This window comes from Siccirubricoccus phaeus (genome assembly GCF_008360935.1).
In the GTDB taxonomy this organism is placed as follows: Bacteria; Pseudomonadota; Alphaproteobacteria; order Acetobacterales; family Acetobacteraceae; genus Siccirubricoccus; species Siccirubricoccus phaeus.
Genome location: NZ_SRXO01000003.1, coordinates 241,839 through 255,420 on the forward strand (window position 1 = coordinate 241,839; position 13,582 = coordinate 255,420).

Sequence of the window (13,582 nt, forward strand, 5' to 3'; positions counted from 1 at the left end):
GCCCCGCATGATGGACGGCACCGCCTTTCCTGCCCCCGGCGCCCTGGCCGGGCTGACCGTGGTGGATCTCACCAGCCACCTCGCCGGCCCCTATTGCACCATGCTGCTGGGCGATATGGGCGCCGACGTCATCAAGGTGGAGCGGCCCGGCAGCGGCGACGAGGCCCGCGCCATGCCGCCCCAGGTGAATGGCATGGGCGCGCCCTTCGCCCTGTGGAACCGCAACAAGCGCAGCATCGCCCTGGACCCGAAGCTGCCGGAGGACGCCGAGGTGTTGCGGCGCCTCGTCGCTCGCGCTGACATTCTCGTGGAGAATATGCGCCCCGGCGCCCTGGCGCGGATGGGGCTGGACTGGCCGCGTGCCTCGGCGCTGAACGAGCGGCTGATCCTCTGCTCCGTCTCCGGCTTCGGTCAGACCGGGCCGCTCGCCAGCCAGGGCGGCTTCGACCTGATGACCCAGGCGATGGCCGGCCTGATGGCGCTGAACGGCCCGGCGGCGGGCGAGCCGCATCGCCTGCCGATTGCCATCTCCGATGTCGCCGGCGGCATGTTCGCCTGCATCGGCGTGCTGGGCGCGCTGCAGGCGCGGGAGCGGACGGGGCTGGGGCAGTTCGTCGAGGCCTCGCTGTTCGAGAGCGCCATGGCTTTCAGCCTCTATGAGGCGGCGCAGGTGCTGGGCACTGGGCAGCGGCCGCAGCGGCTGGGCCAGGCGCATCGCGGCACCGCGCCCTACCAGGTTTTCCGTACGGCGGATGGCTACATCACGGTCGGCGCCGGGCAGAACGGCTTCTTCCGCAAGCTCTGCGCCCTGCTCGGCCTACCCGGCCTGGCGGAGGAGCCGCGCTTCGCCACGGTCGCCGCCCGGGTGGCGGCGAATGGCGCGCTGATCGCCGCCCTCTCGCCAGCCTTCGCCGCCCGGGACAACGACTCCTGGCTGGCGGCGCTGGCGGAGGCCGGCATCCCCGCCGCGCCGGTGCTGCATTACGACGAGGCGCTGGCGCATCCCCAGGCCGTGGCGCGGGGCCTGGTGGCGGAGGTGCCGGGGATGACGCAGGGGCTTTCGCACGTGCTGGCGCCGGCGGTGAAGCTCGCCGCCACGCCCTCCGCCGTGCGCCGCCCGGCGCCGGCGCTGGACGAGCATGGCGCCGAGATCCGCGAATGGGTGATGCAGCCGGCCCCGGTGGCCTGAAGGGGAGGGAAGCCATGTCCGTCGCACTGCAATCCGCCGCCATGTCCGATGCCGAGTGGCAGGCGCGCTGCGACCTCTCGGCGCTCTACCGCATCGCCGAGCATTTCGGCTGGACCGACATCATCAACACCCATATCTCCGCCCGCGTGCCCGGGGAGCCCGAGACCTTCCTGCTCAACCGCTATGGCGACATGTTCGACGAGGTGACGGCCTCCCGCCTCATCAAGATGGACATGGACGGCAAGGTGATCGGCGAGCAGGGGCCGCACAACGCCGCCGGCTTCACCATCCACAGCGCCGTGTACAAAAGCTGCCCGGAGGCGATGTGCGTGCTGCATACGCACACCCGCGCCGGCGTCGCCTGCGCCCTGGTGAAGGATGGCTTGCGGCCGATCAGCCAGGATGCGCTCTACGTGTATGACGCGCTGGCCTGGCATGAATTCGGCGTGCCGGCGACGCAGGATGAATGCGAGGCACTGGGCGAGAGCTGCCGGCGCGGCAGCGCGGTGGTGCTGCTGAATCACGGGCTGTTGGCCTGGGGCTTCACCATCCCCGGCGCGTTCAAGCACATGTACTATCTGGAGCGCGCCTCGGAGATCGAGGTGGCGGCGCGGATGCAGCAGGTGGCGCCGCACCCGATCGACCCGGAGGTGGTCGCCGCGGTCGGTGCCCGCAACAGGCGGTGGCGGGCCGATCCGAAATACGGCGTCGCGGAGTTCGAGGGGTTGCAGCGCGTGCTGGAACGGAAAGGCGGGCGCTGGAAGCAATAGGGTATCGAGAGGGGCGTCGCGCCGCAGGCGCGCCTTACGGCGCGACCCTTCTCGAGCTCACCCCGCCAAAGGCCGAAGGGCCTTGGAAACCTTGAGTTTGGCGCTTCGACCGTCGGCTCCAAAACTCAAGGGTTCAAAGGGCCTTTCGGCCCTTTGCGTGGGGGAGTTTGAGGGGGAGCAGAGCTCCCCCTCCATCAGTGGGGAAGAAGCCAGGCCACGGCGGCACATACGTCGGAGGCTGATCAATGCGGTTCACCAGACGCTCCCTGCTGCCCTTGGCGGCCTGCGCCTTGGCGCGCCCGGCCCTCGCGCAGGACTTTCCCGGCAACAACCCCGTGCGCATCGTGGTGCCCTTCGCGCCCGGCGGCAGCCTCGACATCCTCGGGCGCTACTACGCCCAGGCGCTCACCCAGCGCCTCGGGTGGCGCGTCTCCGTGGACAATCGCAGCGGCGCCGGCGGCAATATTGGCACCGAGCACGTCGCCCGCTCCAAGCCGGATGGCACCACCATGCTGCTGACGGCGGAGAATGTGGCCGTCGCCCCCGGGCTTTTCCCCGATCTTTCCTTCGATCCGCTGAAGGACCTGGAAGCCCTGGCGCTGACCGCGCGCATCGCCCATGTGCTCTGCGTCCAGCCCTCCTCCCCGCTGAGGAGCTTCTCCGAATTCGCCGCCGCGGCGAAGGCCAGGCCGGGCGATATCAGCGTGGGCAATCCCGGCGTCGGCTCCGCCGGCCATCTCGCCTCCGCGCTGCTGTCCGAGGCGGGCGTGCCGGTGACGCCGGTGGCCTTCCGCGGCGGCGGCCCGCTGTCCCAGGCGCTGACCGCCGGGCAGATCCCCGCCGGCTTCTGTTCCATGCCGGTGGCGCTCTCGCTCTCCCGCAACGGCCAGGTGCGGCCGCTCGCCGTCACCTCGCCGCGCCGCTCGATCTTCATGCCGGAGGTCGAATCCCTGGCGGAAAGCCACCCCGCCGTCGGCATCGACTCCTGGCAGGCCTTCTTCCTGCCCGGCGGCACGCCGCCCGCCATTGCCGGGCTGCTGCACCGGGAGATCAACGCCACGACGAGGCTGGACCCGATCCAGGAATGGCTGAAGGGCCAGGCCTTCGAGCCGGTTCTGGCCCCGCCCACCGAACTCGCCGAGATCATGCAGCGGGAGGTGCCGCGCTGGCGTGCCGTGGCGCAGCGGGTAGATCTGCACACGCTCTGATTCCCCACGACGTTGCTGCGCAACGCCGCGGGGGCCCCGGACGCGCGGCCTCGTGCGGCGCCGCGCCAGGGCAGCGGGCGGTTCGGTTCCGCGGGGACGCGAAAGCGGCCGCGGCGTGGGCATGGCATCGCATTTGCATGCCCTGACATCAATTGCGGTTCAAGGCGTTGCAGTGCCATGAATCGCGCCGCCATGCAGCGCGAGGCGAGGGGCGGGGGGGCATGGATTTCCGGCAGCTCACCACCTTCCTCCACGTCGCGGAGCTCGGCAGCGTCAGCAAGGCGGCACAGCGGCTGCGCATCGCCCAGCCGGCCCTCAGCCGCCAGCTCCGCCTGCTGGAGCAGGAGCTGAAGGTGAGCCTCTTCACCCGCCATGGCCGCGGCATGGTGCTGACCCAGCCCGGCCACCTGCTGCTCGGCCGGGCGCGGGAGATCCTGCAGCGCATGGAGGAGACGCGGGCGGAGCTCGCCCTCTCCGCCGCCGAGGAAGGCGGCCAGCTCGTCTTCGGCCTCATGCCCTCCCTCGGCGGGTTGCTGGCGGCGCGGCTGGTGGAGAATTTCTTGGAGCGCTACCCGGCGATGGGTCTGCGGATCGTCTCCGCCTCCTCCGGCTATCTGCAGGAATGGCTGCATGCCGGGCAGGTGGATCTGGCCGTGGTGCAGGCCACCGCGGCGGTGGAGAATCTGCGCCACACCCCGCTGCTGGATGAGGACCTCTTCCTGCTCACCCCCGGAAGCGGCAAGGCCAGCCCCCTGAAGCTGGCCGAGGCGTTGCGTCAGCGCCTGGTCCTCACCGGCAGGCAGCACGGGCTGCGGCTGCTGATCGACCGCGCGGCGCGGCTGCATGGCGTGACGCTGGATGTGGCGGTGGAAGCGGATTCGCTGGAGGTGCTGAAGGCGCTGGTGCTGCGCGGTGTCGGCGCCACCATCCTGCCGCTGGGCGCGGTGCAGGGGGAGATCGCCGCCGGCAAGCTGATGGCCGCGCCGATCGTGACGCCCGGCCTTTCCCGCCGGCTGGTGCTGGCCCAGCCCCTGGCCGGTCCGGGCTCGGGCGCGGTGCAGCATTTCACCCAGCTCTTGCGGGCGGAGGTGGCGGCGATGCTGCGGGACGGGCTGTGGGTCGGGCAATTGCCGCCGGATGCGCCGGAATAGCGCGACCGCCCCGCCTGCTCCCGCCCGGCCGGTTGACCCCGGGCGCCCGCTTCGCTTCAGTCGGCCCTCGCCCGCCAATCGGGCAGCAGGAAGGGGAGGGGAGCCATGCGCAGCTACCGCATCGCCGCCATGGGCGGCGACGGCATCGGGCCGGAAGTGGTCGCGGCGGGGGTCGAGGCCCTCAAGGCCTGCGCCGAGCGCGATGGCGGCTTCACCCTGGAATTCACCGATTTCGACTGGGGCTCCGACTACTACCGCAAGCACGGCGTGCTGATGCCGGCGGATGGCGTGGCGCAGCTCCGCGCCTATGACGCCATCCTGTTCGGCGCCGTCGGCGCGCCGGATATTCCGGACCATCTGACGCTCTGGGGGCTGCGCCTCGCCATCTGCCAACCGCTGGACCAGTACGCCAATGTCCGGCCGACGCGCATCCTGCCCGGCATCACCAGCCCGCTGCGCAACGTCGCCGGGCCGGAGCTGGACTGGGTGATCGTGCGGGAGAATTCCGAGGGGGAGTATTCCGGCGTCGGCGGCCGGGCGCATCAGGGGTTGCCGATCGAGGTGGCGACGGATGTCTCCGTCATGACCCGGGCGGGCGTGCAGCGCATCATGCGCTACGCCTTCCGCCTGGCGCAGTCCCGGCCGCGGAAATTCCTGACGGTGGTGACGAAAAGCAACGCCCAGCGTCATGCCATGGTGATGTGGGACGAGATCGCCGCCGAGGTCGCCGGGGAATTCCCCGACGTCACCTGGGACAAGATGCTGGTGGACGCCATGACCATGCGCATGGTGCTGCGGCCGCAGACGCTGGACACCATCGTGGCGAGCAATCTGCATGCCGACATCCTGTCCGACCTCGCCGCGGCCTTGGCCGGCTCGCTCGGCATCGCGCCCACCGCCAACATCAACCCGGAACGCGAAGCGCCCTCGATGTTCGAGCCGATCCATGGCTCGGCCTTCGACATCACCGGCAAGGGCATCGCCAACCCCGTCGCCACCTTCTGGACCGCGGCGATGCTGCTGGAGCATCTGGGCGAGAAGCCCGCCGCCGACCGGCTGATGAAGGCGGTGGAGCGGGTGACCGCCGACCCCGCCCTGCACACGCCGGATCTCGGCGGCAAGGCGACGACGCAGCAGGTGACGGAGGCGGTCTGCGCCGCGCTGCGCCAGGCGAATGACTGAACCGGGCGGCCGGGCAGGGCGCCCGGCCGCCGCCGCTCAGCCGCCGAGCTGCCACTCCCGGAATTTCCGCGTGGCGCTGGCGATATTGGCCGACCACCAGGCATCGCTCTTGAGAAAGACCTTGTCCTGCAGCGAGGGGCTGGTCGGCAGCTCATCCAACACCGCCTGCGGCACGAGCTTCAGCGCTTCCGTATTGGGCAGGGCGTAGCGGGTGAGCTGCATATACTCCGCCCCCGCCTCCGGATTGGTCAGCATATAGCTGAGGAAGCGGAACGCCTCCGCCTTCTTCGCCGAGGCCCGGCTGACCGTATAGGGGCTGCCGCTGACCGCGCTGTAGGCCGGGCGGTAATTGAGCTGCGCGCCGGAGCGGTTGGCCAGGATGACGCGGCCGTTGAAGGCCGTGGCGAGTGAGACGGCGCCGGAGGTGAGCTGCTGGATCGGCTCCTGGTTGGTGGTGTGCCAGATGACGTTCTGCCGGCCGAGCCGTTCCAGGCTGCGCAGGGCGCGGTCCACATCCAGCGGGTAGAGCTTGTCCAGCGCCACGCCATCCGCCAGCAGCGCCATTTCCAGCACGCTGCCGTCGACCACGTTGGAATAGAGCGAGCGCTTGCCCTTGAAGCGTTCGGTATCCCAGAATTCCGCCGGCGTTTTCGGCGCCTGCTCATCCGGGATCTGCCGCTTGTCCCAGCACATGGAGAAGAGATAGAGCGAGAGCTTCACCCCATGCGACTGCCGGTAGGCCGCGGGGATGCGGCCATGCGGATCCACCACCGCGTAGTCATAGGGGGCGAGCAAATTCTGCTCCACCGCCGAGGCGTATTCCGAGCCGGACATGACGATGATGTCCCATTGCGCCGGCCCGCCGGAGCTGGCCTGCAGACGCGCCAGGGCGAGGGAAGCGTTGGTGCCGAAATTCACCTTGATGCCGGTCTCGCGCTCGAAGGGCACGCCGAAGGTCTTCATCAGGTATTCGTTGATCACGCCGCCATAGGCCGCGACGTTGATGGTCACCGGCTGCGCCTGGCCGCGCCCCGCCGCCAGCCCGCCCAGCGCCGCCGCGCCGGCGCCGAGCAGGGCCCGCCGCCGCATCGGGATGAAGGTCTTCGCTGCCATCCGCCAAACTCCCCCACAGCTTCGCTGAAGGGGCGTTGCAAATTCCATACCTGGGGCGGGGCGGCGGATGACGGAAACTGACCGCGGCAGTGGCATATCCCTTGCTTTGCCGGCTGCCCAATATGCCCGTCCCGGCCGACATGACCCCCCCGACCCCTCCCGCGGCCTGAGCCATGGCCGCCACACCGCATCGCCTGCCGCTGCTTTGGCTGCTGCTGCCCGCGGGGCTGCTCTATGGCGGCCTCGCCCTCTATCCGCTCGCCGGCATGCTGCAAATGAGCCTCACCGAGGGCTGGGGGCATTACGCCGAGGTGACGCAGGGCCGCCTGCTATGGCGCGCCGCGACCAACACGGTTGCCATCAGCCTCACCACCACCGCCATCGCCCTGCTGCTGGGCTATGTGCTGGCGGCCGGGCTGTGGCGCTGCGGCCCGGCCACCCGCGCCCTGCTGCTGGCCTTCATCATGCTGCCCTTCTGGACGGCGGTGCTGGTGAAGAACTTCGCCTGGGCCGCCCTGCTGCAGGACAACGGCGTGGTGAACGGGCTGCTGCAATGGGCCGGGCTGACCACCGCGCCGGTGACGCTGCTGCACAACCGCCTCGCCGTCATCATCGGCATGGTGCATTACGTGCTGCCCTATGCCGTCTTCCCCATCTACACCGCCATGCGCGGCATCGACCTGCGGGTGGAGCGGGCGGCGCGCAGCCTTGGCGCCGGCACGCTGGCGCTGTTCTGGACGGTGCTGCTGCCGCTGACCATGCCGGGCGTGCTGAGCGCAGGGCTGCTGGCCTTCATCGTCTCGGCCGGCTTCTACGTGACGCCGGTGGTGCTCGGCTCGCCCTCGGACATGATGGTGTCCAACCTCGTCAGCTACTACGTGCATGAGCTGGTGGATTTCAACGCCGCGGCGGCGCTGGCCATGCTGATCCTCGCCGCCATCACGCCGGTGATCGTGCTGCAGCAATTCGCTTCCCGAGGGCAGCATGGCGGAGGCTGAACGCGGCTCCCGTGGCGGGCGGGCGCTGCTGCTGGCGGCGGCAGCACCCATCCTGCTTTTCCTGCTGCTGCCCTCCCTCATCATCGTGCCGATGGCGTTGACGCGCGGGCAATTGCTGCAATTCCCGCCGGAATGGGTCTCGGTGCGGCCCTTCCTCGACTATGTCGGGGACGGGAATTGGACGGCCTCCACCCTGCTCTCGCTGCAGGTCGCGCTGCTCGCCACGCTGGTGGGCGCGGTGTGCGGCACGGCCGCGGCGGTCGGGCTGCATGGCAGGCGCTTCACGGGTCGGGGGCTGCTCATCGGCCTCATCATGTCGCCCATCGTTGTGCCGGTGGTGGTGTTGGCGCTGGGGCAGTATCTGGTCTTCGCCCGGCTGCAATTGCTGGGCAGCCCGCTCTCCATCGGCTTGGCGCATGGGCTGCTGGCCACGCCCTATGTGTTCATCTCGGTGCAGACCAGCCTGGCGGCAAACCTGGACCCGGCGCTGATCCGCTCCGCCCGCAGCCTCGGGGCCCGCTTTCCTTCCGTGCTGCGGCATGTGTACTGGCCGGCAGTACGGCCAGGGCTCGGCGCCGGCGCGCTGCTCGGCTTCGCCGTCTCCTTCGACGAGGTGGTGATCGCCCTGTTCCTGCAAGGGCCGCAGGGCGTGACCCTGCCGGTCCGCATGTTCACCGCCATTCAATTCGAGCTGACGCCGAAGATCGCCGCCGCCGCCTCCGTCTTCATCGCCCTGGCGGTGCTGGGGCTGGTGGTGCAGGCGCTGGGACGGCGAGGGGAAGTGCAGCCGTGACCGTCTCGGGGCGCAGCGTGGAGGTCAGGGGCCTTCACAAGAATTACGGGCCGCACCTGGCGGTGCGGGACGTGTCCTTCCACCTCCAGCCGGGGGAGTTCCTGACGCTGCTCGGCCCCAGCGGCTCCGGCAAGACCACCACGCTGATGATGGTGGCGGGGTTCGAGGCGCCGGATCGCGGCGAGATCCTCGTCGCCGGCCAGGATGTCGCCGGCCTGCCGCCGGAGCGGCGGAATTTCGGCGTGGTGTTCCAGGGCTATGCGCTGTTCCCGCATATGAGCGTGCTGGAGAACGTCGCCTTCCCGCTGCGCATGCGCGGCCTGCCCGGGGCGGAGCAGCGCCGCCGCGCCGGCGAGATGCTGGAGAAGGTCGGCTTGTCTGCCTTCGCCGGGCGCCAGCCACGGCAGCTTTCCGGCGGGCAGCAGCAGCGCGTGGCGCTGGCCCGCGCTTTGGTCTTCGAGCCCGACGCGCTGCTGCTGGACGAGCCGCTGGGGGCGCTCGACCGCAAGCTGCGGGAGAGCCTGCAGCAGGAGATCAAGGCGATTCAGCGGCGGGTTGGCATCTCCATCCTGTTCGTCACGCATGACCAGGATGAGGCGATGGGCATGTCCGACCGCATCGCGGTGATGGCGGAGGGGCGGCTGGTCCAGCTCGGCTCCCCGGCCGAGGTCTATTTGCATCCGCGCACGCCCTTCGTGGCGGGATTCCTCGGCGAGACCAATTTCCTGACCGGCAGCTTCTGCGGGGTGGCGGACGGGCTGGCGGTGCTGCGCTTCGCCGATGGCAGTCTCGGCCGGGCGCGGCTGCCGGATGGGGTTGCGGTGCCGGAGCAGGGCGGCAAGGCGCTGCTCTCCGTGCGGCCGGAGCGGCTGCGGCTGCTGCCGGACGGGCCGGTGGCGGGGGTGGTGGAGTCCTGCACCTTCCTCGGCCGGCATGCGCGCTATGTGGTGCAGGCGCTGGGGCAGAGCCTGGCGCTGAGCACCACCGAATGGTCGCCCGGCGCGGCGCTGCCGGCAGGGGCGGCGGTACGGCTGGGCTGGGCGGCGGAGGATGCGCAATTATTGGATGGGTAGCTGGGGGCTTCGCCCCCCAAACCCTGACCAGGGGCTCTGCCCCTGGACCCCGCCGGGGGGAAGAGCTTCCCCCCGGACCCCGCCGTGAGTTTCAGACCCGAGGGTTGAACCGCCGGGGTCCGGGGGAGGGGCGTTGCCGGCAGTGCCGGCAATCCGGCGGAGGTGCAGGAGGCACGCCTCCTGCCGGGGGGGTGGGGGCGAAGCCCCCATCACCCCGGCGCCAGCCAATTGTACAGCGCCAGCCCGCCATCCACGACGACGCTCGTCCCGGTGACATAGCCCGAGAACCGGTCCGCCAGCAGCGCCACCGCCATCTTCGCTACGTCTTCCGCCTGGCCCAGCCTGCCCATGGCGATGGCGGCCGCCAGCTTCGGGTCCGCCTGGAAGCCGCCGCCGGCAATGGCCCCCGGCGCAATGGCGTTCACCCGGATGCCAGCCGGCCCCAGCGCCCGCGCCAGCTCCTTCATCACCATCGTCATCCCCGCCTTGCTCGCGGAATAGTGCGGCAGGTTGCGCGGCGTCTCCGCATGCAGGGAGGTGATGAAGATCATCCGGCCGGGGATCCTCGCCGCCCGCATATGCCGCCCGATTCCCTGGCCCAGCACGAAGCCGGCGCGGAGGTTGACATTCACCATCCGGTCCCAGGCCTCGGCCGAGACGTCCAGCGCCCGCTCCGCTTCCAGCCGGCGCGGGCTGGCGGCATGGACGAAGAGCGAAAGCCGCGGCGCCTCCGCCAGCACGGTGCGGAGCAGCGCCTCCGCCCCCTCCGGCACCGCCAGGTCGCAGGGCAGGAAGCGGTGCGGTAGGCCGAGCGCCTCGGCAAGCTGCTCTCCCGCCGCGGTATTGTTGTCGGCCAGGATCAATTCGGCGCCCTCGGCGGCCAGGGCGCAGGCGATGGCACGGCCAATGCCGCCCGCGGCGCCGGTGATGAGCGCGATTTCGCCTTGCAGCAGCATGTCCGGGCCCTCTCCCTGGCTCCCCAAGGCTGGCCTTTGCGGCGCCGGGCCGCAAGCCTGGGTTGCCGTCGGCGCCGGACCGGGCCATGCTGCTTGGTCGAACGACCTACCCGGGATGAGGAGACGTAAGATGCATGACCTGGTGATCCGCGGCGGGACCATCGTGGATGGCACCGGCGCCCCCCGCTTCACCGGGGATGTCGCCATCGACGGCGACAAGCTCGCCCAGGTCGGCGGTAAGGCCGGCCCCGGCAAGCGCGAGGTGAATGCTGAAGGCAGGCTGGTGACGCCGGGCTGGGTGGATGTGCACACCCATTACGACGGCCAGGCGACCTGGGATTCGGTGCTCGCCCCCTCCTCCTGGCATGGCGCCACGACCATCATGTTCGGCAATTGCGGCGTGGGCTTCGCGCCGGTGAAGAAGGCGCACCACCAGGCGCTGATCGACCTGATGGAGGGGGTGGAGGACATCCCCGGCATCGCCCTGGCCGAGGGGCTGAAATGGGATTGGGAAAGCTTCCCGGAATATCTGGACGCGCTGGCGCGGCTGCCGCGCACCATCGACGTGGCGGCGCAGGTGGCGCACCACCCGCTGCGCGTCTATGCGATGGGCGAGCGCGCCATCAACCGCGAGATGGCGACGGAAGACGACATCACGCTGATGGCGAGGCTGACGGAGGAAGCGCTGAAGGCCGGCGCCTTCGGCTTCACCACCAGCCGCACGGACCAGCACAAGACGCCCGCCGGCGAGCTGGTGCCCGGCCGCTACGCCGAGCATGAGGAGCTGATCGCGATCGGCCGCGCCATGGGCAGGGCGAAGCGCGGCGCCTTCGGCATGCTGAGCGATTTCGAGGATGAGAGCACCGAGTTCGGCTGGCTCCGGCAGATCGCTAAGGACAGCAACCGCCCGGTGTGGTTCCTGCTGACGGACCGGTCCTACGACCCGCAGCGCTGGCGCCGCCTGATGGACCACATCCGCGCCGCCCGGAAGGACGGGCTGCCGCTCTCCGCCCAGGTGGCGGGGCGGCCGGTGGGGCTGATCCTCGGCCTCACCACCTCGCTCAACCCCTTCGCGCTGCGCGAGGGCTTCGCCGAGCTGGCGCGGCTTTCGCCCGAGGAACAGCTTGTCCGGCTGCGGGACCCGGAGGTGCGGGCGCATATCCTTTCGCAGGAGGCCTCGCCGCGGCTGATGGAGGTGCTGCCGCCGCTGTCGCGCCAGATCGCCACCCGCTGGGACCGCATGTACGACCTCGGCGGCGTGCCGGATTACGAGCCGCCGCCGGAGAAGAGCATCGAGGCGCTGGCGGCGAAGACCAACCAGAGCCCGCAGGAATACTGCTACGACTTCCTGACCGGCGGCGACGGCAAGCGGATGCTGTACTTCCCGGTGACCAACTACGTGCATGGCGATCTGGAAGTGGTGCGGGAGATGATCCAGGACCCGCACACGGTGCTGGGGCTTTCGGATGGCGGCGCGCATTGCGGCGTGATCTGCGACGCTTCGCTCAACACCACCATGCTGACGCATTGGGTGCGCGACCGCACCCGCGGGCCGCGGCTGCCGCTGGAATTCGTGGTTAAGCGGCAGACCAGCGAGACGGCGGATTTCTTCGGCTTCCATGACCGTGGCCGGCTGGAAGCGGGCAAGAAGGCGGATGTCAACATCATCGACTTCGAGGCGCTGAAGGCCCACCACCCGGAGATGATCTACGACCTGCCGGCCGGCGGGCGGCGGCTGGTGCAGCAGGTGGATGGCTACGACATGACCATCTGCGCCGGCACGCCGATCTTCGAGAAGGGCGTGGAGACGGGGGCGCGGCCAGGCAAGCTGGTGCGGGCAGCGTAATCGAGGGAGGCTCTGCCTCCCTCGAACTCCCTCCGCCAAAGGCCGAAGGGCCTTTGGAAACCATGGGTTTCGGGCTCGCTGGTCGAACCTGCGACTCAGGGGTTCAAAGGGTCTTTCGGCCCCTTGCGTGGGGGGTGGACGCACTGCGTCCAAGGAGGGGAGCAGAGCTCCCCCTCAACACCCGGGAGGAAACACAATGCCCGAGACCGCGCCCGCCGAGGCGCAACGCCTCCCCGCCGAGGTGAATGCGCTGCTGCGGTTGAAGACCACCATCATCGGCATGCAGCTCTTCGAGACCGTCGAGGAGATGGAGGCCATCCCCCGCATCCGCCGGCCGAAATCGCGGCACACCACCGACCAGATCGTCAGCATGGCGTCCCGGCTGGGCTGGACGGTGGGCATCACCCAGGCGGATCTGGTGGGCGCGCAATGCGGCGCCGTCATCGGCCTCTCGCCGCGGGATGAGGAATTCCTGCGCGGCGAGCGCTATGTGAACGTATGGCACGGCACCCAGGAGGACGCCGCGGCACGGCAGGCGGCGCTGAGCTGCGTGCCCTTCGGCCGTTACCAGGCCATGGCCGTCAGCCCGCTGGAAAGCGGGCGGTTGCCCTCCCCCGCTATCTGCCTGGTCTACGCGACGCCGGGGCAGATGATCATCCTGATCAACGGGCTGCAGTACCGGAACTACCGCAAATTCGAATGGAGCGTGGTGGGGGAGACGGCCTGCGCCGATAGCTGGGGTCGCGCTCTGGCGACGGGCCAGCCCAGCCTCTCCCTACCTTGCTTCGCCGAGCGGCGCTACGGCGGCGTGCCCGATGAGGAAATGCTGATGGCGCTTTCCCCAGCCGACCTGCGCGTGGCGGTGGAGGGGATGAAGGCGCTGGCGAAGAACGGCCTGCGCTACCCGATCCCGCCCTATGGCATCCAGAACGATCCCTCTGCGGGGATGGGGGCGAGCTATGCCGGGAAGCGGTAATCGGCGGGTGCCTCTTCCCTGGCCAGGCGCGTTGCGCTAGGAAGCCCAAAGGCAAGGACCCGTAGCTCAGCTGGATAGAGCGTTGCCCTCCGAAGGCAGAGGTCGTTGGTTCGAATCCAATCGGGTCCGCCAAATTCTCTACACTAATCAAGGCGCTAGCTGAAGCGTTTTTCGGCCGGCGCGTGCTTCAGGTGCTCACGGAAGCACCACGGAAGCAGTCGGCTGGCGGGGGCGCCGTCCGGCAGGCCGGTCGAAGCAGGCTTGGCGCAGGATTTCCTCGTCTGCCGTGGAGGCCGAATCGCCGTGGCGAGCGCTGCCCCGTAACGG

Annotated in this window: 12 protein-coding genes and 1 tRNA gene; 11 read left to right on the top strand and 2 right to left on the bottom strand. The window is 70.0% G+C overall.

What is annotated here, in order from left to right; translation table 11 throughout:
* Window positions 1–7 precede the first annotated feature (7 nt).
* The 5 genes from E5N76_RS05815 to E5N76_RS05835 all read left to right on the top strand — a co-directional run bounded on the left by E5N76_RS05815 (window position 8) and on the right by E5N76_RS05835 (window position 5,500).
* The gene (locus E5N76_RS05815; RefSeq protein WP_149536357.1) at window positions 8–1,189 is read left to right on the top strand and encodes a CaiB/BaiF CoA transferase family protein; all 1,182 of its coding nucleotides are present in this window, start codon (window positions 8–10) and stop codon (window positions 1,187–1,189) included.
* Window positions 1,190–1,203: 14 nt separating this feature from the next.
* Window positions 1,204–1,959 (top strand): class II aldolase/adducin family protein, encoded by a 756-nt coding sequence (locus tag E5N76_RS05820; RefSeq protein ID WP_187829996.1) that lies wholly within the window; start codon window positions 1,204–1,206, stop codon window positions 1,957–1,959.
* Between the two features lie 245 nt (window positions 1,960–2,204).
* Complete coding sequence (locus E5N76_RS05825; protein ID WP_149536359.1) at window positions 2,205–3,167, top strand: Bug family tripartite tricarboxylate transporter substrate binding protein; 963 nt, start codon at window positions 2,205–2,207, stop codon at window positions 3,165–3,167.
* Between the two features lie 221 nt (window positions 3,168–3,388).
* Entirely contained in the window at window positions 3,389–4,318 is a 930-nt protein-coding gene (locus E5N76_RS05830; RefSeq protein ID WP_149536360.1) for a LysR family transcriptional regulator, read from the top strand.
* 105 nt (window positions 4,319–4,423) lie between these two features.
* Window positions 4,424–5,500, top strand: coding sequence for a tartrate dehydrogenase (locus E5N76_RS05835; RefSeq protein WP_149536361.1), 1,077 nt, complete (start codon window positions 4,424–4,426; stop codon window positions 5,498–5,500).
* Between the two features lie 36 nt (window positions 5,501–5,536).
* On the opposite strand, the gene E5N76_RS05840 is transcribed toward E5N76_RS05835, so the two are convergent.
* A complete protein-coding gene (locus E5N76_RS05840) occupies window positions 5,537–6,613 on the bottom strand; it encodes an extracellular solute-binding protein (RefSeq protein ID WP_187829997.1) in 1,077 nt (358 codons plus the stop codon).
* A gap of 173 nt (window positions 6,614–6,786) precedes the next feature.
* Between E5N76_RS05840 and E5N76_RS05845 the strand changes: the two genes are divergently transcribed.
* Genes E5N76_RS05845 through E5N76_RS05855 form a run of 3 tightly spaced genes read left to right on the top strand, consistent with a single transcriptional unit; the run spans window position 6,787 to window position 9,477 of the window.
* Window positions 6,787–7,611, top strand: a complete 825-nt coding sequence (locus E5N76_RS05845; protein ID WP_207791868.1) for an ABC transporter permease — start codon at window positions 6,787–6,789, stop codon at window positions 7,609–7,611.
* Window positions 7,598–8,404, top strand: a complete 807-nt coding sequence (locus E5N76_RS05850) for an ABC transporter permease (RefSeq protein WP_149536363.1) — start codon at window positions 7,598–7,600, stop codon at window positions 8,402–8,404. The genes E5N76_RS05845 and E5N76_RS05850 overlap by 14 nt, the downstream gene beginning before the upstream one ends.
* Entirely contained in the window at window positions 8,401–9,477 is a 1,077-nt protein-coding gene (locus E5N76_RS05855) for an ABC transporter ATP-binding protein (protein ID WP_149536364.1), read from the top strand. The genes E5N76_RS05850 and E5N76_RS05855 overlap by 4 nt, the downstream gene beginning before the upstream one ends.
* Window positions 9,478–9,686: 209 nt before the next feature.
* Here E5N76_RS05855 and E5N76_RS05860 read toward each other — a convergent pair whose 3' ends face one another.
* Complete coding sequence (locus tag E5N76_RS05860) at window positions 9,687–10,433, bottom strand: SDR family NAD(P)-dependent oxidoreductase (protein WP_149536365.1); 747 nt, start codon at window positions 10,431–10,433, stop codon at window positions 9,687–9,689.
* Between the two features lie 130 nt (window positions 10,434–10,563).
* Here E5N76_RS05860 and E5N76_RS05865 point away from each other — a divergent pair, with 130 nt between their 5' ends.
* The 3 genes from E5N76_RS05865 (at window position 10,564) to E5N76_RS05875 (ending at window position 13,387) form a co-directional block, all read left to right on the top strand.
* On the top strand, window positions 10,564–12,279 hold the full coding sequence (locus E5N76_RS05865; RefSeq protein ID WP_149536366.1) for an N-acyl-D-amino-acid deacylase family protein: 1,716 nt from the start codon (window positions 10,564–10,566) through the stop codon (window positions 12,277–12,279).
* Window positions 12,280–12,475: 196 nt separating this feature from the next.
* The gene (locus E5N76_RS05870; RefSeq protein WP_149536367.1) at window positions 12,476–13,255 is read left to right on the top strand and encodes a DUF169 domain-containing protein; all 780 of its coding nucleotides are present in this window, start codon (window positions 12,476–12,478) and stop codon (window positions 13,253–13,255) included.
* A gap of 55 nt (window positions 13,256–13,310) precedes the next feature.
* A tRNA-Arg gene (locus tag E5N76_RS05875) sits at window positions 13,311–13,387 on the top strand.
* The last annotated feature ends 195 nt before the right edge of the window (window positions 13,388–13,582 follow it).

Excerpts from the sequence above, each read along its gene's own strand:
- E5N76_RS05830 (WP_149536360.1), top strand. The coding sequence starts at position 3,389 with ATGGATTTCCGGCAGCTCACCACCTTCCTCCACGTCGCGGAGCTCGGC.
- E5N76_RS05825 (WP_149536359.1), top strand. The coding sequence starts at position 2,205 with ATGCGGTTCACCAGACGCTCCCTGCTGCCCTTGGCGGCCTGCGCCTTG.
- E5N76_RS05845 (WP_207791868.1), top strand. The coding sequence starts at position 6,787 with ATGGCCGCCACACCGCATCGCCTGCCGCTGCTTTGGCTGCTGCTGCCC.
- E5N76_RS05865 (WP_149536366.1), top strand. The coding sequence starts at position 10,564 with ATGCATGACCTGGTGATCCGCGGCGGGACCATCGTGGATGGCACCGGC.
- E5N76_RS05870 (WP_149536367.1), top strand. The coding sequence starts at position 12,476 with ATGCCCGAGACCGCGCCCGCCGAGGCGCAACGCCTCCCCGCCGAGGTG.
- E5N76_RS05835 (WP_149536361.1), top strand. The coding sequence starts at position 4,424 with ATGCGCAGCTACCGCATCGCCGCCATGGGCGGCGACGGCATCGGGCCG.
- E5N76_RS05820 (WP_187829996.1), top strand. The coding sequence starts at position 1,204 with ATGTCCGTCGCACTGCAATCCGCCGCCATGTCCGATGCCGAGTGGCAG.
- E5N76_RS05815 (WP_149536357.1), top strand. The coding sequence starts at position 8 with ATGATGGACGGCACCGCCTTTCCTGCCCCCGGCGCCCTGGCCGGGCTG.
- E5N76_RS05860 (WP_149536365.1), bottom strand. The coding sequence starts at position 10,433 with ATGCTGCTGCAAGGCGAAATCGCGCTCATCACCGGCGCCGCGGGCGGC.
- E5N76_RS05840 (WP_187829997.1), bottom strand. The coding sequence starts at position 6,613 with ATGGCAGCGAAGACCTTCATCCCGATGCGGCGGCGGGCCCTGCTCGGC.
- E5N76_RS05850 (WP_149536363.1), top strand. The coding sequence starts at position 7,598 with ATGGCGGAGGCTGAACGCGGCTCCCGTGGCGGGCGGGCGCTGCTGCTG.